The organism is Amycolatopsis circi (assembly GCF_003385235.1).
In the GTDB taxonomy this organism is placed as follows: domain Bacteria; phylum Actinomycetota; class Actinomycetes; order Mycobacteriales; family Pseudonocardiaceae; genus Amycolatopsis; species Amycolatopsis circi.
Genome location: NZ_PQIA01000041.1, coordinates 1 through 18,074, shown reverse-complemented (window position 1 = coordinate 18,074; position 18,074 = coordinate 1). Strand labels below are relative to the sequence as shown.

General features: G+C 68.7%; 17 protein-coding genes. 8 read left to right on the top strand and 9 right to left on the bottom strand.

Annotation, left to right across the window (positions count from 1 at the left end; all coding sequences use genetic code 11):
• Nucleotides 1-5: 5 nt before the first annotated feature.
• Genes D0D37_RS19385 through pknB form a run of 6 tightly spaced genes read left to right on the top strand, consistent with a single transcriptional unit; the run spans nucleotide 6 to nucleotide 8,029 of the window.
• Nucleotides 6-467: an FHA domain-containing protein FhaB/FipA gene (locus tag D0D37_RS19385; RefSeq protein WP_037718919.1), complete on the top strand. Its 462-nt coding sequence runs from the start codon at nucleotides 6-8 to the stop codon at nucleotides 465-467.
• Nucleotides 464-1,840 carry a PP2C family protein-serine/threonine phosphatase gene (locus D0D37_RS19380; protein WP_116201970.1) on the top strand — a complete coding sequence of 459 codons (1,377 nt, stop codon included), beginning with the start codon at nucleotides 464-466 and terminating at the stop codon, nucleotides 1,838-1,840. The genes D0D37_RS19385 and D0D37_RS19380 overlap by 4 nt, the downstream gene beginning before the upstream one ends.
• Complete coding sequence (locus tag D0D37_RS19375; RefSeq protein WP_116201969.1) at nucleotides 1,840-3,327, top strand: FtsW/RodA/SpoVE family cell cycle protein; 1,488 nt, start codon at nucleotides 1,840-1,842, stop codon at nucleotides 3,325-3,327. Before D0D37_RS19380 ends, D0D37_RS19375 begins: the two co-directional genes overlap by 1 nt.
• The gene (locus D0D37_RS19370) at nucleotides 3,324-4,787 is read left to right on the top strand and encodes a peptidoglycan D,D-transpeptidase FtsI family protein (RefSeq protein ID WP_116201968.1); all 1,464 of its coding nucleotides are present in this window, start codon (nucleotides 3,324-3,326) and stop codon (nucleotides 4,785-4,787) included. Before D0D37_RS19375 ends, D0D37_RS19370 begins: the two co-directional genes overlap by 4 nt.
• Nucleotides 4,788-4,790: 3 nt before the next feature.
• A complete protein-coding gene (locus D0D37_RS19365; RefSeq protein WP_116201967.1) occupies nucleotides 4,791-6,047 on the top strand; it encodes a serine/threonine-protein kinase in 1,257 nt (418 codons plus the stop codon).
• Nucleotides 6,044-8,029, top strand: a complete 1,986-nt coding sequence (gene pknB, locus D0D37_RS19360) for a Stk1 family PASTA domain-containing Ser/Thr kinase (RefSeq protein ID WP_116201966.1) — start codon at nucleotides 6,044-6,046, stop codon at nucleotides 8,027-8,029. Before D0D37_RS19365 ends, pknB begins: the two co-directional genes overlap by 4 nt.
• A gap of 63 nt (nucleotides 8,030-8,092) precedes the next feature.
• On the opposite strand, the gene D0D37_RS19355 is transcribed toward pknB, so the two are convergent.
• The 6 genes from D0D37_RS19355 to D0D37_RS19330 all read right to left on the bottom strand — a co-directional run bounded on the left by D0D37_RS19355 (nucleotide 8,093) and on the right by D0D37_RS19330 (nucleotide 12,571).
• Nucleotides 8,093-8,422, bottom strand: a complete 330-nt coding sequence (locus D0D37_RS19355; RefSeq protein ID WP_116201965.1) for an effector-associated constant component EACC1 — start codon at nucleotides 8,420-8,422, stop codon at nucleotides 8,093-8,095.
• A 100-nt stretch (nucleotides 8,423-8,522) separates the two neighbouring features.
• On the bottom strand, nucleotides 8,523-9,995 hold the full coding sequence (locus D0D37_RS19350) for a caspase, EACC1-associated type (RefSeq protein WP_162834321.1): 1,473 nt from the start codon (nucleotides 9,993-9,995) through the stop codon (nucleotides 8,523-8,525).
• Between the two features lie 5 nt (nucleotides 9,996-10,000).
• Complete coding sequence (locus tag D0D37_RS19345) at nucleotides 10,001-10,360, bottom strand: effector-associated constant component EACC1 (RefSeq protein WP_116201963.1); 360 nt, start codon at nucleotides 10,358-10,360, stop codon at nucleotides 10,001-10,003.
• A gap of 116 nt (nucleotides 10,361-10,476) precedes the next feature.
• Nucleotides 10,477-11,121, bottom strand: a complete 645-nt coding sequence (locus D0D37_RS19340; RefSeq protein ID WP_116201962.1) for a hypothetical protein — start codon at nucleotides 11,119-11,121, stop codon at nucleotides 10,477-10,479.
• Complete coding sequence (locus tag D0D37_RS19335; RefSeq protein ID WP_162834333.1) at nucleotides 11,109-11,912, bottom strand: ATP-binding cassette domain-containing protein; 804 nt, start codon at nucleotides 11,910-11,912, stop codon at nucleotides 11,109-11,111. The genes D0D37_RS19340 and D0D37_RS19335 overlap by 13 nt, the downstream gene beginning before the upstream one ends.
• A 14-nt stretch (nucleotides 11,913-11,926) precedes the next feature.
• A complete protein-coding gene (locus D0D37_RS19330; protein ID WP_116201960.1) occupies nucleotides 11,927-12,571 on the bottom strand; it encodes an aminodeoxychorismate/anthranilate synthase component II in 645 nt (214 codons plus the stop codon).
• 110 nt (nucleotides 12,572-12,681) lie between these two features.
• Here D0D37_RS19330 and D0D37_RS19325 point away from each other — a divergent pair, with 110 nt between their 5' ends.
• Nucleotides 12,682-13,998, top strand: coding sequence for an FAD-dependent oxidoreductase (locus tag D0D37_RS19325; protein WP_116201959.1), 1,317 nt, complete (start codon nucleotides 12,682-12,684; stop codon nucleotides 13,996-13,998).
• Nucleotides 13,999-14,030: 32 nt separating this feature from the next.
• Here D0D37_RS19325 and D0D37_RS19320 read toward each other — a convergent pair whose 3' ends face one another.
• The gene (locus D0D37_RS19320) at nucleotides 14,031-14,927 is read right to left on the bottom strand and encodes an NADP-dependent oxidoreductase (protein WP_116201958.1); all 897 of its coding nucleotides are present in this window, start codon (nucleotides 14,925-14,927) and stop codon (nucleotides 14,031-14,033) included.
• A 62-nt stretch (nucleotides 14,928-14,989) separates the two neighbouring features.
• On the opposite strand from D0D37_RS19320, the gene D0D37_RS19315 reads away from it, so the two are divergent.
• A complete protein-coding gene (locus D0D37_RS19315) occupies nucleotides 14,990-15,583 on the top strand; it encodes a TetR/AcrR family transcriptional regulator (protein WP_208720042.1) in 594 nt (197 codons plus the stop codon).
• Here D0D37_RS19315 and D0D37_RS19310 read toward each other — a convergent pair.
• Both D0D37_RS19310 and D0D37_RS19305 read right to left on the bottom strand, forming a co-directional pair.
• On the bottom strand, nucleotides 15,576-16,232 hold the full coding sequence (locus D0D37_RS19310) for a response regulator (RefSeq protein WP_116201956.1): 657 nt from the start codon (nucleotides 16,230-16,232) through the stop codon (nucleotides 15,576-15,578). The genes D0D37_RS19315 and D0D37_RS19310 overlap by 8 nt on opposite strands.
• Nucleotides 16,172-17,974, bottom strand: coding sequence for a sensor histidine kinase (locus tag D0D37_RS19305; RefSeq protein ID WP_116201955.1), 1,803 nt, complete (start codon nucleotides 17,972-17,974; stop codon nucleotides 16,172-16,174). Before D0D37_RS19305 ends, D0D37_RS19310 begins: the two co-directional genes overlap by 61 nt.
• Between the last annotated feature and the right edge of the window lie 100 nt (nucleotides 17,975-18,074).

The following is an 18,074-nucleotide window of genomic DNA, read 5'->3' as shown; positions in this document are numbered from 1 at the left end:
AACAAGTGCCAGAGCTGGTCGTTCAACTCACCAGAGTGGGCTTTCTCGTGCTGCTCTGGCTCTTCGTGTTCGCCGCGCTCCGAGTCGTGCGCTCGGACCTTTACGCCGCGTCTGGCCTCCGGGTCCAGGTGCCGTCTTTCCGCCGCAACAAAGAGAAGAAGCCGCGGGGCAGCAAGGCCCCGCAGCAACTGCTCGTCACACACGGGGCCCTCGCGGGCACTCGCATCGCGCTCGACGGGCGGCCGATCCTCATCGGCCGGGCCGACGACTCGACGCTGGTGCTCGACGACGACTACGCATCGACCCGGCACGCCCGGATCGCGCTGCGCGGGGAGGACTGGTACGTGGAAGATCTGGGCTCGACGAACGGGACCTACCTCGACCGGGCTAAGGTCACTGCACCCCTCCGGGTCCCGCTCGGAGTCCCCATCCGGATCGGCAAGACGGTGATCGAGCTTCGCCCATGACTCTCGTCCTCCGCTACGCGGCCCGCAGCGACCGGGGCCTGGTGCGTTCCAACAACCAGGACTCCGTGTACGCCGGCCCGCGTCTCCTCGCGCTCGCCGACGGCATGGGCGGGCACGCCGCAGGTGAGGTGGCCAGCAAGGTCGTCATCGCCTCGCTCGCCCCGCTCGACGACGACGAGCCGGGCGACGACCTGCTCGCCCAGCTCCGCGAAGCCGTCCAGAACGGCAACGCGGCGATCGCCGAACTGGTGTCCCAGGACCCTGATCTCGACGGCATGGGCACCACGCTCACCGCTGTCTTGTTCGCGGGAAGCAGACTTGGTCTGGTCCACGTCGGCGACTCGCGCGCTTACCTGATGCGCGGCGGCCAGTTCGCCCAGATCACCCGTGACGACAGCTTCGTCAACGAACTGCTCGAACAGGGCCGCATCACGCCGGAAGAGGCGGCGGTGCACCCGCAGCGGTCGTTGCTGCTCAAGGCGCTCACCGGACACGAGGTCGAGCCGAGCCTGACCGTGCGCGAGGCGCGTCCCGGTGACCGGTACCTGATTTGCTCCGACGGATTGTCCGGAATGGTCAGCGACGAGACGCTCGCCGAGGCCGTGCAGATCCCGGATCCGCAGGACTGCGCCGACCGGATGATCGAGCTGGCGCTCAAGGGCGGCGGCACCGACAACGTCACCGTGATCATCGCCGACGTGGTCGACGTCGATTTCGGCGACGACGCCCCGATCGTGGGCGGAGCCGCGGGCGACGGCACCGACGAGATGCACCAGGGCGATTCCCCCGCCGCCCGGGCGCGCGCGCTGACTCAGCCGCCGCCCCAGCCGCGACCGGAGCAGCAGCCTCCGCCGGAAGACCCGAAGGCGAAACGGCGGAAACGGTTCCGCTGGCTCGTGGGGGCGGTCGTGGTGCTGATCGTGCTGGGCGCCGCCGCGATCGCGACTCGATACTTCGTGCTCAGCCAGTACTACGTCGGAGAAGGCCCCGATCAGGAGGTCGTGATCTATCGCGGCGTCCCGGGCAGCATCCTCGGCATCGACCTGCACTCGCTCGAGCAGGGCTCGTGCCCGCCGGGCCAGCTGTGCACCGACAAACTCCGCGTTTCCGCGTTGCAGGAGGACGCGCGGATCGCCGTGCAGAACGGCGTGAAGCGCGAAAGCCTCGACGACGCGCGCAAGTACATCGACGATTTCCTGCGGCTCAAGAAGAAGCTGTCGGACTGCAAGCCGGCCAATCCTCCGGGCGTCCCGCAGTCGGGCGCCCCCTCGTCCAGCGTGGCGCCGCCCGGGGGCACGCCTTCGTCGGCGAACCAGCCTGCGGGGAGGGACTGCTCGACGGCGGGTACGCCGCCGACGGGGGGCGGTAACTGATGGGCCAGCCGCTGGCCGACCCGGCGTCCGCCCAGTTCGCCACCAATCCGCCGCGAGACCTCCCGAAGCGCAGGGGCACGGAACTCGCGCTGCTGGCGTTCGCGGCGGGCATCGTCACCCTGGCCCTCGTCATCGTCGAGGCCAACCAGGAGCAGGAGCTGACGCTCTCGATCCTGTGGGTGGGACTCGCTTACCTCGGCGTGCTCGCCACGACGCACCTCGCCGTGCGCCGGTGGGCCCCGTACGCCGACCCGGTGTTGCTGCCGTGCGTCGCGCTGCTCAACGGGATCGGGCTGGTGATGATTCACCGGCTCGATCTGGCGAAGGCCGAGACACGGGCGCAGCAGGGCTACGACTACACGCCGGAGATCACCAAGCAGCTGCTGTTCACCGCGGTTTCGCTGGTGCTGTTCGTGATCGTGCTGGTGGTGGTCAACGACCATCGCACGCTGACCCGCTACAGCTACATCTGCGGACTGGTCGGGCTCGGCGCGCTCGCGCTGCCCGCGGTGCTGCCCGCCAGCCTGTCCGAGGCGGGCGGCGCGAAGGTGTGGCTGAAGCTGCCGTTCTTCTCGATCCAGCCGGGCGAGTTCGCGAAGCTGCTGCTGATGATCTTCTTCGCGTCGTTCCTGGTGTCCAAACGCGACTTGTTCATGGTGGCGGGCAAGAAGTTCCTCGGCGTGGAACTGCCGCGCGCGCGTGATCTGGGCCCGATCCTGATCGCCGCCGCCGCGGCCATCGGCGTGCTGGTGTTCGAGAAGGACCTCGGCACCTCGCTGCTGTACTTCAGCATCATCCTGGTGATGCTCTACGTCGCGACCGAGCGCGCGATCTGGGTCGTCGTCGGGCTCACGTTCTTCGTCGGCGGCTGCGTCATCGCCTACAACCTGTTCGGCCACGTCCAGCAGCGCGTGGAGAACTGGACCGACCCGCTCGGCCCGCGCTACGACGTGCTGGGCGGCAGCTACCAGCTCGCGCAGGGCCTGTTCGGGCTCGGCACCGGCGGCGTCGGCGGCACCGGGCTCGGCGCGGGCCGCCCGGACATCCCGCCCGCCGCGAGCACCGACTTCATCACCGCCGCGATCGGCGAGGAACTCGGCTTCATCGGGCTGGCCGCGGTGCTGATGCTGTACGTGCTGCTCGCGATGCGCGGCATGCGCAGCGCGCTGGCCGTGCGCGACACGTTCGGCAAACTGCTCGGCGGCGGGCTCGCCTTCACCATCGTGATCCAGATCTTCGTGGTCGTCGGCGGCGTCACCGCGCTCATCCCGGAAACCGGTGTCACCGCGCCGTTCCTGTCCTACGGCGGCTCTTCGCTGCTGGCGAACTACATCCTGGTCGCCCTGATGCTGCGCATTTCGGACGCGGCGCGCAGGCCGGCCTCCCGGCCGAAGCCGCAGCAGCCGCAGGCTCCGATCGCCGAGGCGCACACCGTGCTGGTGCAGCGCCCGCCCGCCGAAGACGACCCGAACGGGAGGACCGCGTGAACGCCCCCCTGCGCAAGGTCGGCATGGCGATGCTCGTGATGATCGTGCTGCTGCTGGCCAACGACACCTACGTCCAGGTCATCAAGGCCGACACGTACCGCACCGACCCGCGCAACCAGCGGGTGCTCTACGACGAGTACTCGCGCCAGCGCGGCCAGATCGTCACGCCGGACGGCACCGTGCTCGCCGGCGTGAAGCCCTCGACCGACAAGTTCAAGTTCTTCCGCACCTACGCCGACGGCCCGATGTACGCCCCGGTCACCGGGTACTACTCGATCAACTACGGCGCGGGCGGGCTCGAGCGCGCCGAGGACGACGTGCTGAACGGCTCGGATCCGCGGCTGTTCGTGCGCAGGCTGTCGGACATGGTCACCGGCCGCGATCCGCGCGGCGGCAACGTGAAGCTCACCATCGACCCGAAGGTGCAGAAGGCCGCCTACGACCTGATGACGCAGCACGGGTACACCGGCGCGGTGGTCGCGATGGAGCCGAAGACCGGCCGCATCCTGGCGATGGTGTCGACCCCGTCGTACGACCCGAACCAGCTGGCGACGCACGGCACCGACCAGAACAAGGCGTGGGCCGCCAACTCGAAGGACCCGAAGAACCCGATGCTGAACCGGGCGATCTCGGAGAACTACCCGCCGGGGTCGACGTTCAAGATCGTCACCGCCACCGCGGCGCTGGAGAGCGGGATCGGCCCGGACACCCAGGTCAGCACCGCGCCGAACGTGCAGCTGCCGGGCACGAACACGACGCTCGAGAACTACGGCGGCGAAACCTGCCCCGGCAACACCTTCAAGGACGCGCTGGCGCACTCGTGCAACGTGCCCTTCGCGACGTTCGCGGGCCAGCTCGGCGCGGACAAGATGAAGGCGGCCGCGACCAACTTCGGCATCGGGCAGACCGACCTGACCGTGCCGATGCGGGTCGTCGGCTCGACCGTCGGCCCGCTCGACTCGCCGGGCGCGCTGTATCAGAGCGGCATCGGCCAGCGCGACGTCCGGCTCACCCCGCTGCAGGACTGCCTGCTGTCGGCGACCGTCGCGAACAACGGCTACGCGATGAAGCCGCAGCTGATCCAGTCGATCCTGGCTCCGGACCTGTCGACGATCGAGAACGTCGACCCGGAGCAGCTCACCGGCAAGCCCGCGCTGTCGCCGGAGAACGACAAGATCCTCACCGACATGATGATCTCTTCGGAGTCCTTCACCAAGGGCGGCGGCAAGAACGACGCGCTGAAGATCGCGTCGAAGACCGGTACCGCAGAGCACGGCGCCGACTCGAAAAACACCGCGCCGCACGCGTGGTACACCGCGTTCGCGCCGTCGGACAACCCGCAGATCGCCGTGTCGGTCATCGTCGAGAACGGCGGCAACCGCGGTCTCGCCGCGACCGGCGGCTCGGTGGCCGCCGAGATCGGCCGTGCCGCCATCGCCGCCCGGCTCGGGGGTGGATAGCCGATGCTGTCCTCGGGTCAGCTGCTGGCCGAGCGCTACAAGCTGACGAACCGGATCGCCGTCGGCGGGATGGGCGAGGTCTGGCAGGCGAGCGACACCCGGCTCGACCGGATCGTCGCGGTGAAAGTGCTGAAGGCCGAACTGTCCGGCGACGCCGAATTCCTGCACCGGTTCCGCACCGAGGCGCGGATGACCGCGTCGCTCAACCACGCCGGGATCGCCGCGGTGCACGACTACGGCGAGACGGTCGACGAGGACCTCTCCATCGCGTACCTGGTGATGGAGTACGTGGAGGGCGACCCGCTGGCGGGCATCCTCGCCAAGCACGGGCGGCTCACCGCGGACTACACGCTCGACCTGCTCGAGCAGGCGGGCACCGCACTGCAGGCCGCGCACGAGCAAGGTCTGGTGCACCGCGACGTGAAACCGGGCAACATCCTGGTCACCCCCGCGGGCAAGGTGAAGATCACCGACTTCGGCGTGGCCAAGGCCGCCGACGCGGCTCCGGTCACCCGGTCGGGCATGGTCATGGGCACGGCGCACTACATCGCGCCGGAGCAGGCGCTCGGCCAGGACGCGGAACCGGCCAGCGACGTGTATTCGCTCGCCGTGTGCGGGTACGAATGCCTCGCCGGGCACCGGCCGTTCCTGTCCGAGAACGCGGTGACGGTCGCGATGATGCACATCCGCGACGTCCCGCCGCCGCTCCCGCCGGACGTCCCGCCGGGTGCGCGGGCGGTCATCGAGGCGACGCTCGTGAAGGACCCGCGACAGCGGTACGCCAGCGGCGGCGAGTTCGCCGGCGCGGTCGCCGCGGTCCGGGCCGGACGCCCGCTGCCCACCCCGCTCGGCCTGGTCAACGCCGCGTACGCGGCGGGTCAGGCGCCGCAAGTGCCACCAGGTTCGCCGGTTCCGCCCGCAGTGCCGCAGGCTGGCGCCGGCGCGCCGATCGGGCCCAGTTCCAATCCGGCGTTCCGGCCGTTGTCGGCTCCGCCGGGTCCCCCGGTACAGCCGGTTCCGCCGCCGAAGCGGAATCAATGGGGCTGGTGGGTGCTGCTCGCGGTGGTCGTCGTCGTGGTTCTGGTGGCCGTGGCGTTTTTGATCGCGAGAGTGGTGTCGGCCGGCAACGGCGGACCGCCGCGAAGCGTGGACAGCGGGAGCGGGCCGACCTCAGCCGCCCCTGCCGGCACGAGCGAGGCCCAGGGCCTGCAAGGCATGATGACCACACCTTGGACGGAATGGAACGGCACGAAGCGATGACGACACCCAGACTGCTCTCCAATCGGTACGAGCTGGGCGACACGCTCGGGTACGGCGGTATGTCCGAGGTCCACCACGGGCACGACGTGCGGCTGGGCCGGGAAGTCGCGATCAAGGTCCTGCGCGCGGACCTCGCCCGCGATCCGCAGTTCCAGGAGCGGTTCCGGCGCGAGGCGCAGAACGCAGCCGCGCTGAACCACCCCGCGATCGTCGCCGTGTACGACACCGGCGAGGCGAACACCGACGTCGGGCCGTTGCCGTACATCGTGATGGAGTACGTCGAAGGCCGGACGCTGCGCGACATCGTCAAGACCGAGGGCCCGCTGTCGCAGAAGCGCGCGATGGAGGTCATGGCCGACGTCTGCGCCGCGCTCGACTTCTCGCACCGGCACGGCATCGTGCACCGCGACGTGAAGCCCGCGAACGTGATGATCACGAAGAACGGCGCCGTCAAGGTGATGGACTTCGGCATCGCGCGCGCCATGCACGACGGCCAGTCGGCGATGACGCAGACCGCGGCCGTCATCGGCACCGCCCAGTACCTTTCGCCGGAGCAGGCGCGCGGCGAGTCGGTGGATGCCCGGTCGGACGTCTACGCGGCGGGCTGCGTGCTGTACGAACTGATCACCGGAGAGCCGCCGTTCACCGGCGATTCCCCGGTCGCGGTGGCGTACCAGCACGTGCGGGAGGACCCGAACCCGCCGTCGTCGGTCAACCCGGCGGTGTCGCCGGAGCTGGACGCGGTCGTGCTGAAGGCGCTGGCCAAGGGCCCGGCGAACCGGTACCAGTCGGCCGCCGAGATGCGCTCGGACCTGGTCCGGACGCTGTCCGGGCAGCGCCCGTCGGCCCCGATGGTGATGTCGGACGACGAGCGCACCCAGGTGATGAACGCCGACCGGCGCCAGCCGCTGGCCTACGACGAGTACGCCGACGATCCGGAAGAGGACCCGCGGGCCAAGCGACGCCGCCGGATCATCTTCGGGGTGATCGCCGCGTTGCTCGTGGCGGGCGTGGTGCTGCTGATCTTCTGGCTGAGCGGATCGTTCCGCGACAAGAACGAGACAGCGCAGGTCCCGCCAGTGGTCAACCAGCCGGTGGTGCAGGCGAAGTCGCAGCTGCAGCAGGCGGGCTTCTCGTCGTTCGGGCCGACCAAGTACGTGGTGTGCGGCCCCGAGGCGAACAACCCCGGCGGCCAGACCTGCACCGAGGACCAGCTCGACAAGGTCATCGCGATCGACCCGCAGGTCGGCGCGACGGTGCCGACCACGTCCACGATCACCCTCACCGTCGGCCAGAAGCCGGGCACCACCACCGTGCCGGACCTGCAGGGCAAGTCGCCGGACGACGCGAAGGCGGCGCTTGAGCAGGCCAAGCTGAAGCTGGGCAACACGACCACGAAGCCCGTCGACAACCAGAGCGACGTCGGCAAGGTCGTGTCGCAGAACCCGACCGCGAACTCCTCGGCCACCCAGGGCACTCCGGTGGACATCGTCGTCGGGTCGGGGGTCTCGCAGAAGAAGGTGCCGAACACCGTCGGCAAGGACTACGCGACGGCGAAGCAGCTTCTGGAAAACGCCGGCTTCCAGGTCCAGCGCACCGACCAGCCCTCGGACCAGCCGAAGGACCAGGTCATCGACCAGCAGCCGAACGGCGGCAACCTGCCCCCGAACAGCCCGGTGCAGCTGACCGTGTCGTCCGGGCCGAAGCAGATCCAGATGCCGGACCTGACCGGGATGACCCAGGACCAGGCGACGCAGAAGCTGCAGAGCCTGGGCTGGTCCGGCACGATCCAGCCGCAGACGACGCACAGCGGCAGCGCCCCGCCGAACACCGTGGTGAAGCAGAGTCCGCAGGCAGGCAGCCAGATCAGCCCGAACCAGACGATCGCGCTGACCATCCAGGCCGACGACGGCAGCAGCGGCTCGACGACGTCGAGCAGCGGCGGGATCTTCCCGCCCGGCGGAATCCACAACAACGGCTGATCCGCTCGTAAGGGAGGGCCCGCACGGTGCGCACCGTGCGGGCCCTTTTTTCGCGCTGGCCGATCAGTCTTGGTCGAGGAAACTCCGCACGCTGGCGAGCACCTCGTCTACGTCGTGCCCGCCACCGCAGTCGACGTCCAGCTCTTCCACGGCCCCGGAACGTTTCACGGTGAGCGACACCTGCCGTCCGGCGCGCTGCCCGCGCAGCCAGCCGAAGAGGGACCGGCAGAAGGTGCCCGCCGACCGGCTACTCACCATCACGACCACGCCGCTGCCCGGCCCGGCGAGCCGCACCCGGCCGGCGAGTTCGTCCTCGGCGCCGAGCCAGGAAACCAGCTGCTGCAACTCGTCCGCGGAGCCGTCCACGCTGATCGCGGCGATCCCTGCCGTCACGGATGCTCCCCTCCCGGGCGGAACAGACGGCGCGAGGGTAACCGACTCGCTGCCGAACCGGGAACCCCCAAATCGGCATTTGCTTAATGCAATTTGCGAACTACAGCGGGCGCTTCCTCTGACGGTACTGCCTGACCAGCGCAGACGCGCAAATCACCGCGCCGAGCGAGAAAGCAGTCAGCAACGCAACATTCGTTGCCAGCGTGGAAATGACTAGCCCTGACGGCGCCGCCGAAGTTCGCGTGGGTGCGAATATTCCAGTCACGACCATCACAGCGCAGAACACGAGCAGCACCCACAGGAGAACTGAGCGCACTCTTTCACCATGTTTGCCGAGCCACGGGAACACCTCCGCGAAATCGACCCGTCGATCATGGTGGTGGAAGAGGCGGCGGTACAGGAAAATCCCAGTCGCTCCGGCGATGAACAACGTCACCAAGCCGAGAGTGAGGTCTCCGGACGTGCTGCCGCGCGGCACTTCGCCTGCCCATGCACCGGCCAGTCCACCGACTGCGTAGCCAAAGCAAAGGTAGAAGACGACCCACTGCAGAACAGCAACCACAGCCCGCCACAACCACATTGCCTGGCGAGAAGAAGACTCCGCGAGAAGCGGGGCCACCGTCGGGATGCGCGAAACCTCGTCACTGTCCGTCCTGCTGCTGGCCGGTTCCGGAACAGCCACCGGTACGACGGAGTCCGGTGGCTCGATCACCACCGAATCGGCTCCGACGTCCGGCTTGTCGTCAGCCGGCTTGTCGTCAGCCGGCTTGGGGACGTCCGGCTCGGCGACGTCCGCAGGCGCGACCGGGCTCTCCGGCTCGACCTCCGCCGGAGGCTTCTCCGCCGATGGTTCCCTGCGCAGCAAGAGACTGCTGCTGGTGTCCATCGCCTGCATCTTCGGCCGGGGCATTCCACGACGCCCGAGAGCCGCATCAAGGGCGCCGTAGAGATTGTTTACGTCAAGCGGACGTCCGTTGGAGCGGCTCGTGAGCAAAGTGAGCAACTCGGCAGTGAACGCAGTGTTGCGGTCTCCGGGCGGCGAGAGCGACACCCGGTTCTTCGGCGAGGAGGCGATCACCGTCGTTCCTCGGACCTTGATCTCCCGGGAATCCAGCCGTGAATCGGACATCGGTCCGATCGCCATTCCCGAATAGCAACAGTCCAGGATGAGCAACTTGACCTGAGCAGGGCTCGTCTCCACCGCGTCGCGCAGGGTATCGAAGGCGACAGCCGTCGTATCAGGTTCGTCGGGGTCTGTCTCCCGTGTAGTCAAATAGAGCCGGTCGCGGAGTTCGTGCCGGACCCCGTGGCCTGCGTAGTAGACGAAGAGGAAATCTTCGGCTTCCCGGGAGAAGCGGCGCAAGCGCTTCGTCAGGCTCGTCGGCGAGTCGGGATTATCGACGACGTAGCAGTGCTCCCAGCCGAGAATCCCGGTCTGTGGGTCGCTGAGCGCCGAGCGCAAGTCCGACAGGTTGTTGTGGACTGCTGGCAGGTTTGCGAACAGCTCGGACTCGAAGTCACTCGTGCCGATGAGAATCGCTCGAGACCGCTCCGGGTCGGGAAGCGCGCACACTCCGATCAGGACTCCTGCTCGAGAAAGTTCCGGACCGCGGCGAGCACTTGGGCGGAGTCGTCGCCCGAGCCGCACTCCAGTTCGAGTGTCTCCTCGCCCCTCGTAAGCTTGAGCGAAACCTTGCGCGCGTCACGGAGACGAGTCAGCCACTCGAATAACGAACGGCAAAACGCGGTAGCGGTACCGCTGGTGGCTATGACGGTAATCGCGTCGAGCGCACCGCCCATTTCCCCGGGACCGGCCGGAGCGTCTTGGGCTCGGACCCGGCCGCGCAAGTCGTCCTCGTCGCGAAACCACGTCGCGAGCTTCCGGAGTTCGTCGTCCGCCGCTCCTGGCATGGTGATCGCAATGGTGCCATCCGCCATGAGACCCTCCCCTTGCTCATGGGGCCGGAAACCGCACTCGGCCCAGCTCAGGTCGGATATCCTAGCTTGGACCCGAGAGACACAGAATGCGTCTCGCTCAAGGCTTCGATAAAGATTCAAGACCGGCGAGCCGAGACCGCGCCGACCACCGTCATGCTCGCCGCCAGCAAAACCACCGACGTGCCAATCGCCAACCCCAGCGGCCCGCCGTACGAGGCACCGCTCATCAGCGCCTCCAGCAGCGGATGCACCAACGGGACCCACTTCCCCAGCAACACCAAGCCAAGCACGAGAACCGCCGCGAGCACTGTCCATCCGATACGCGACACCAGCAACCGCGAGCACGGCAGGCCGATCGCGATACCGACCAGAGCACACGCCAAATGCGTCGCCAATCCAGTGCTGAGGATCTGCCAATGCAGCTGATTCCGGTGCGTCCCAGCCCATCCCACGGTCGCCACCGTGCACACCAAGGTGCAGCCGAAAACCGTGAGCACCGCACCGCTGATAGTTTTGCGGTTTCCGCCAGCGTGATTGAGGGTGATCAGCCGTTGCACCGGATCTTCGATGTCCAGCAACGCGATCGTGAGCCAGCAAGCGAGGACGAGAACCCCCGCGCCACTCACCCCAAACAGCGGAATCACCGGCGAACTCGGGTCTGCGTAGAGGATTGAGCACAACGCGAGGTACGCGAGGCCAGCTGGCAAATACCGCTGCGAATGTCCCAGCAGCGCCAGGTAATAACGGCTCACTGCGAGCATGGCGCCACCTCTCGCACCGACCAGCCGCCGGAAAGCGCGCGCAGCAGCACGGCGTCGGCGTGTTCGGCGTCGACGGTCAGGACCACGCCGTCCACCTTGTCGGCGACCGCGTGCACGCCTGGTTCGGCGGACCAGTTGTCGACGCTGGACGACACCGGCGCCAGCGTGATCCGCTTGCGCTCCGGATGCGTTTCCAGCGGCGCGACCCGGCCGGATTCGAGCCGGTACACCTCGTCGGCGTGTTCGCGCACGACGTCCGGCCGGTGGTCGGTGAACACGACGCTCGCGCCGCGGGCACGGGTTTCCGCGACCAGTTCGCCGAGCACCGTGTGGGTGCCGACGTCGAGACCGGACCAGGGTTCGTCGAGGATCAGCAGGTCGGGCCGCACCAGCACGGCTTGGGCGAGACCGACCTTCTGCGCGTTGCCTTTCGACAGCGTGCGCAACTGCGCGTCGGGGCTGCCGACCAGCGCGAGCCGCTTCAGCAGCGGGTCGATTCCGGACAGGTCAGCCAGTCCGCGGATCCGCGCGAGATGCCGCAGGTACGCCCGCGCGCTCAGCCGCTGGCCGCCGGGGAACCGGTCTGGCAGGTAACCGACCGCAGGGGTCCCGGTGATGTCGCCATAGGACGCTCGCGACACCCCGGCGAGGATCCGCAGCAGCGTCGATTTGCCCGAGCCGTTGGTGCCGAGGATGCCGACGACCCGTCCCGCGGGCACCTCGAAATCGACGTGCGTCAGGACGGGTTCGCCGCTGCCATAACGTTTTCCGACTCCGCTGAGCCGGATCAGCGGGGACGGCGCGGTCACGCAGTCGCGGCCTTCTGCAGGGTACGGGTGGCCCGCTCCAGGTCGTCGACGACGGACGGCTCGACCGGGTGGCCCGCCGAGGCCATCCAGTTCGCCAGCATCCGGTGCCCGCCTTCGGTGAGCACGGATTCGGGGTGGAATTGCACGCCCTCCAGCGGCAGCTCGCGGTGCCGCATGCCCATCACGATGCCGCTCTCGGTGGTCCCGGTGACCTCGAAAATCGCCGAATCGATCGTCTCCGGCAGCACGGTGAGCGAGTGATAGCGGGTGGCGGTGAACTCCTCCGGCAGCCCGGCGAGGATGCCTACGCCGGTGTGGTGCACCTGGCTGGTCTTGCCGTGCAGCAGCTCGTCCGCCCGGTCGACGGTGGCGCCGAAGTGCACGCCCAGCGCCTGGTGGCCGAGGCAGACGCCCAGCATCGGCGTGCGCGTCTCGGCGCATTTCGCGATCACTTCAATGCTCTGACCTGCGCGTTCCGGCGTTCCCGGGCCTGGAGAGACGAGCACCGCGTCGAATTCCGGCACGCGGTCGAGGTCTACGACGTCGTTGCGCCACACCGTGCAGTCGGCACCGAGCTGCGCCAGGTACTGGACGAGGTTGTAGACGAAGCTGTCGTAGTTGTCGACGACGAGAACGCGCATGCCGCCAGCTTAGCGGCTCCCACCTGCTGGACCGTACGCCAGATCACAGTGATTGTTAGGATCACCTAACTTACCGTGGACCGGTGAGCCGAATCCTTCGTGTCGCCGTAGTGGGCGCCGGTCCCGCCGGCATCTACGCCGCCGACCTGCTGGACAAGTCCGACGCGAGCGTCGAGATCGACCTGTTCGAGCGCATGCCAGCGCCGTTCGGGCTGATCCGCTACGGCGTCGCTCCCGACCACCCGCGCATCAAGGGCATCGTCAACGCCCTGCACAAGGTGCTCGACCGGCCGAACATCCGGCTGCTCGGCAACGTCGACTACGGCACCGACCTGAAGCTGGACGACCTGCGCGAGTTCTACGACGCGGTCATCTTCGCGACCGGCGCGATGGCCGACCGCGCGCTCGACCTCCCCGGCATCGACCTCGACGGCAGCCACGGCGCCGCCGACTTCGTGTCCTGGTACGACGGCCACCCGGACGTGCCGCGCACCTGGCCGCTCACGGCGTCGTCGGTCGCGGTGCTCGGCGTCGGCAACGTCGCGCTGGACGTGGCGCGCGTGCTCGCCAAGACCGCCGACGAACTGCTGCCGACCGACATCCCGGCGAACGTCTACGAGGGTTTGAAGGCCAGCCCGGTCACCGACGTGCACGTGTTCGGCCGCCGCGGTCCGGCGCAGGCGAAGTTCTCGCCGCTGGAACTGCGCGAACTGGACCATTCGCCGAACGTCGAGGTGATCGTGCACCCCGAGGACATGGAGTTCGACGAGGCGAGCGTCGCCGAACTGCGGTCCTCCAAGCAGACCGACATGGTCGTGAAGACGCTGCAGGAATGGGCGATTCGCGACGAAGGCAACCGTCCGCGCCGCCTTCACCTGCACTTCTTCCACGCGCCGACCGAGGTGCTCGGCGAGGACGGCAAGGTCGTCGGCCTGCGCACGGAACGCACCGAGTACCGCGACGGCAAGGTTGTCGGCACCGGCGAGTTCCACGATTGGGACGTCCAGGCGGTGTACCGCGCGGTCGGGTACCTGTCGTCGCACCTGCCGGAAATCCCGTTCGACCACACCGCGGGCGTGATCCCGAACCAGGGCGGCCGCGTGCTGGACCTGGACGAGAACCAGGTCCCGGGCGTGTACGTGACCGGCTGGATCAAGCGCGGCCCGGTCGGCCTGATCGGGCACACGAAGGGCGACGCGGCCGAGACCGTCGCGAACCTGCTGGCGGACGCGGACACTCTCGCCGCGCCGCGGCATTCGTCGCCGGACGCGATCCTGGAATTCCTCGCCGCGCGCGGGATTTCGTTCACCACCTGGGAAGGGTGGGGCAAGCTCGACACGCACGAGAAGTCGCTCGGCGAGGCAGAAGGACGCGAGCGGGTGAAGGTCGTGGAACGGGACGAAATGGTGCGGGTTTCGCGCTCGTGAGTGTTCGTCCCGGTTCTAACCGTGATTAACACTCACGAGACGTAGACGATCTTCCCGCGGGCGTGCCTGCTCTCGCTCAGCTCATGCGCAGCTGCGGCCTCGCTCAGCGGGAAGGTCGCCGCGACGGGGATCTTTAAGCGCCCTTCCTCCGCGAGCCTTACCGCGGCGGCAAGGCCGTGTACCGCCAACGGATCCGCACCGGGGATCGCAGCACTGTGCGAGAAATGCACGCCGTGCTGGGGTGCATTGGCGTCGGTGATCGTCACGACCCGGGCGGGGTCTCCGGCGATCTCGATCAGGTCCGGCAATGCTCCCCCAGCGCAGTCGAAGACGGCATCGACGCTGCGGACTCGGTCGACCAGCCCGGGTCCGTAAGTCGTCGGCACCGCCCCAAGTGAGCGCAGGAAATCGTGGTTGTGCGGGCTTGCGGTGCCGATAACAGTGGCACCGCGCGCGACCGCCAATTGGACCGCGACCGTGCCGACCCCGCCCGCTGCGCCGTGCACCAGGATCGTTTCGCCGGGCAGCTGATCCAACACTCGGGTGGCGGTTTCGATCGCGCCCGCGGCACCGCCCGCCTCGGCCCAGCTCCATACGGCCGGTTTGGCGGCCCAGTGAACGAGAACGGCGTACTCGGCGTTGGCCCCGCGACGATCCGCGGCCGTCATGCCGAAGACGTGCGCACCAAGTTCGATCCCATCGACGCCGTCGCCGACCTCGTCCACCACTCCGGCGGCGTCGTACCCAGTCCGGAAGGGGAACGTCACCTGGCCTTTGCGCGCACCGGACCGGATGGTGGTTTCGCCCGCGGAAAAGCCGGAAGCGCGAACGGAGATGCGAATCTCCCCGGGCCCGGCGTGCGGTTCGGCGACATCGGCGACGTGCACGACGCTGGGCGGGCCATACTGGGAAAACTGGACAGCTTTCATCCGTCCGACGGTATTCCGGCAGGTCAGCGGTTCAGGCGGAAGTGAGAGAGGTGGCGGTCGAAGTGAGACGGACCGACGCCGCGCACAACCGCGTGCGCATTCTCGCTACTGCCCGGGTGGCTTTCACGGTCCGCGGGTACCGCGTGCCGATGCGGGAGATCGCGCGGCAGGCGGAGGTGAGCGTCGCGACGGTCTATCGGCATTTTCCGACCAAAGACGCGCTGATCGCCGAAGCGTTCGCCGAGGAGTTGGCGTTGTGCTCGTCGATCGTCGAAGAGGGGCTTGCTGCGGCTGATCCGTGGCAGGGCTTTGTCCTGGTGGTGGAGAAACTCACCGAGGTGCACGCGCGTGAGCAGGGGTTTCGCGCGTTCGTCGCGCAACTCCCGCGACGGCTCGACTTCGCCGCCGACCGCGCCCGAACACTGCGGTTGCTGCTCGATCTCATCCGCCGGGCCAAGGACAGCGGCGACCTGCGGCCGGATTTCGTGCTGGAAGACCTCGTGCTGGCGTTGGTCGCCAACGAAGGCATCCAGTTGGAACCAGCTTCCGCGCGCGTCGCAGCGGTGCGGCGGTTCACGGCATACCTGGTCCAGTCGTTCCGGGCGCACCCGGCGGCCGAGCCGCTTCCGCCTGCCGTGCGAGTGCCGCTCAGCTAGAACCGAGGAACTTCAGCACGGCCAGTACGCGGCGATTCGTGTCGTCCGAGGCGGAAATCCCGAGCTTGGCGAAGATATTCGCGGTGTGCTTGCCGACCGCGCCTTCGCTGAAGTACAACCGGCTAGCGATCGCGGCGTTCGAACAGCCTTCCGCCATCAAACCGAGCACCTCGCGCTCTCGCGGAGTCAAGGCCGCCAGCGGGTCGGAAGCGTTGCCCGCCACCAGTTTCGCGATCACTTCCGGATCCATCGCGGTTCCGCCCGCGGCGACCCGGCGGACCGCGTCGATGAATTGTTCCGCGTTGAATACCCGGTCCTTCAACAGATAGCCGACCGCGCCGGTGCCGTCCGCCAGGAGTTCGCGCGCGTACAACTGCTCGACGTGTTGCGACAGCACGAGAATCGGCAGCCCGGGCGTCTCCCGGCGAGCGGCGAGGGCGACCTGCAGGCCCTCGTCGGTGTTGGTCGGCGGCATCCTTACGTCCACAATGGACACGTCGGGCCGGTGTTCGCGAAGTGCGGCGGCGAGTTCGGGCCCGGAGCCGACAGCCACGACGACGTCGAAACCGTGCGCGGCGAGCAGATGGGTCAGGCCGTCTCGGAGGAGATACTGGTCTTCGGCGACGACGGTCCGGGGTCGAGCTGGCACGGCACCTCCACGATCGCCTCCGTCGGGCCGCCCGGCGGGCTGGTCAGCGCCAACCTACCGGCGAATCCGGACAGCCTCCGCTCGATCCCGCGCAAACCCGTGCCGCGCGCGGCGTCGGCGCCGCCCTTGCCGTCGTCGGTGACGGTCGCGCGCAGCAGCCCGTCGAGGTACTCCAGCACCACCGTCGCCCGCCGGGCCTCGCCGTGTTTTGCCGCGTTGCCAAGCAATTCGCACACCGCGAAGTACGCGCAAGCCTCCGCCGGCTGTTCGAGCCGCCCCGGCACCGTCGCCGTGACCTCGACTTTCAACGGACTGTCCAACGCCGCCGCACGCACCGCGTCGACCAGTCCACGCTCCGACAACACCGGCGGATGGATGCCGCGCACGAGCGACCGCAGCTCGGTGAGCGCCTCCGACGACGCTTCCCGCAATTCCGCGGCCAGTTGCTTCGCCTTGTCCGGATCGTGGTCGATCAACGCTTCCACCGCGCCGAGCTTCATCCCCATCGCGACCAGCCGCGACTGGATGCCGTCGTGCAGGTCGCGCTCGATCCGCCGCAGCTCAGCGGCTTGCGCGACGTTGACTTCGACGCGGGTCTGGTCCAGCCGGTGCACGCGCTGCGCGAGCCGGGACGCCTCGGTCGGACCGAGCAGCCAGCGCCCGAGCTTCGCCTGCCACCTGGCGAGCCACGGCGTCGGCAGCAGTCCGACGAACACCGCCGCCAGCGCCACCGGCGTCATCGCGAACGCGCCGCCAGTGCTGGTCACCGAGGGCAGCCCGACCATCTCGAACCAGCCGTGCTGGCCGGTGATCCACAGTGCGACCAGGCCGTACGTCCCCCAGAAGACCAGCGCCGCCGACGGCACCCACAGCACCAGCGTCACCACCGGCAGCACCACCGCCGCCGCCATATCCCGCCAGGTCGCGCGGTCGTGGAGCACCCAGTGGATCCGGGCACGCAGCATCGGCCACCACGGTTCCTCGTAGAGCTGCTTGCCGAATTGGTACAGGCCGTCGCCGCGCGGCACCGGCAGCGCGGGCGGCGGCAGGTACGGCTGGGCGATCCGCACCCCGGTCCAGCGCTCCGCCTCGCGACGGAAAGTGTCGGCGACCGCGCGGCTGGCCCGCGTGACAGTCGGGAACACCGGCACCGCGCCGGTCAGCACGATGAGCTGGGCGACCGTCAGGCCCAGCTGCGCCACGGAGATCGCCCACATCCCGAGCTGACCACCGAGCGTCTCGTACCGGCGACGAAGCCAGCTCTTCCCCCACGGTGCGTGTGGACCAAGCCAGTACCCGGTCCACCGGGAGTACCCGCGCAGCGCGACCGGTCCACCGACCAGCGAAAACACCGCGAAAGCCAGCGCGACCGGCGGGTTCAGCAGCTGCCAGCCGAACTCCCGGGCGGTCGCCGGATCCTCCATGATCCACGTGAAACGTCGGTTCCAGCGGATCCACCACGCGCGCCGGTAGAGCTGGGTGCCGTCGCGATACCAGCCGTCGCGCTCGCGTTCCGGCTCCGGCGGAGCAGGCCGGTACGGGCTCGGAATCTCCCGACCGGTCCACCGGCCGACCAGCTCCCGGGTGCGCCGAGACCGGACGCGCGCGAGTTCGACCGCCGGGGAGAAGAAGAGGACGAGACCGACGCACAACAGCGCGAACGCGATCAGTTCGAGCAGGACGTCGACCCAGCTCACCACCGCGAGACCGGCGAGTGCCCACGCGCGCCGCACCGACGTCATGTCCACCCCCTTTCGCGCCCCAGTCTCGCCGCCCCGGTCCTCGCCGTCCCTGGCCGCAGCTCCCGGATCGGGGTGGCCCTAGGGCCACCCCGATCCGGGA

What these genes read in the sequence shown, in the direction of transcription:
- D0D37_RS19380 (WP_116201970.1), top strand. Translation starts at nt 464, where the DNA reads ATGACTCTCGTCCTCCGCTACGCGGCCCGCAGCGACCGGGGCCTGGTG.
- D0D37_RS19375 (WP_116201969.1), top strand. Translation starts at nt 1,840, where the DNA reads ATGGGCCAGCCGCTGGCCGACCCGGCGTCCGCCCAGTTCGCCACCAAT.
- D0D37_RS19365 (WP_116201967.1), top strand. Translation starts at nt 4,791, where the DNA reads ATGCTGTCCTCGGGTCAGCTGCTGGCCGAGCGCTACAAGCTGACGAAC.
- pknB (WP_116201966.1), top strand. Translation starts at nt 6,044, where the DNA reads ATGACGACACCCAGACTGCTCTCCAATCGGTACGAGCTGGGCGACACG.
- D0D37_RS19345 (WP_116201963.1), bottom strand. Translation starts at nt 10,360, where the DNA reads ATGGCGGATGGCACCATTGCGATCACCATGCCAGGAGCGGCGGACGAC.
- D0D37_RS19340 (WP_116201962.1), bottom strand. Translation starts at nt 11,121, where the DNA reads ATGCTCGCAGTGAGCCGTTATTACCTGGCGCTGCTGGGACATTCGCAG.
- D0D37_RS19330 (WP_116201960.1), bottom strand. Translation starts at nt 12,571, where the DNA reads ATGCGCGTTCTCGTCGTCGACAACTACGACAGCTTCGTCTACAACCTC.
- D0D37_RS19320 (WP_116201958.1), bottom strand. Translation starts at nt 14,927, where the DNA reads ATGAAAGCTGTCCAGTTTTCCCAGTATGGCCCGCCCAGCGTCGTGCAC.
- D0D37_RS19305 (WP_116201955.1), bottom strand. Translation starts at nt 17,974, where the DNA reads ATGACGTCGGTGCGGCGCGCGTGGGCACTCGCCGGTCTCGCGGTGGTG.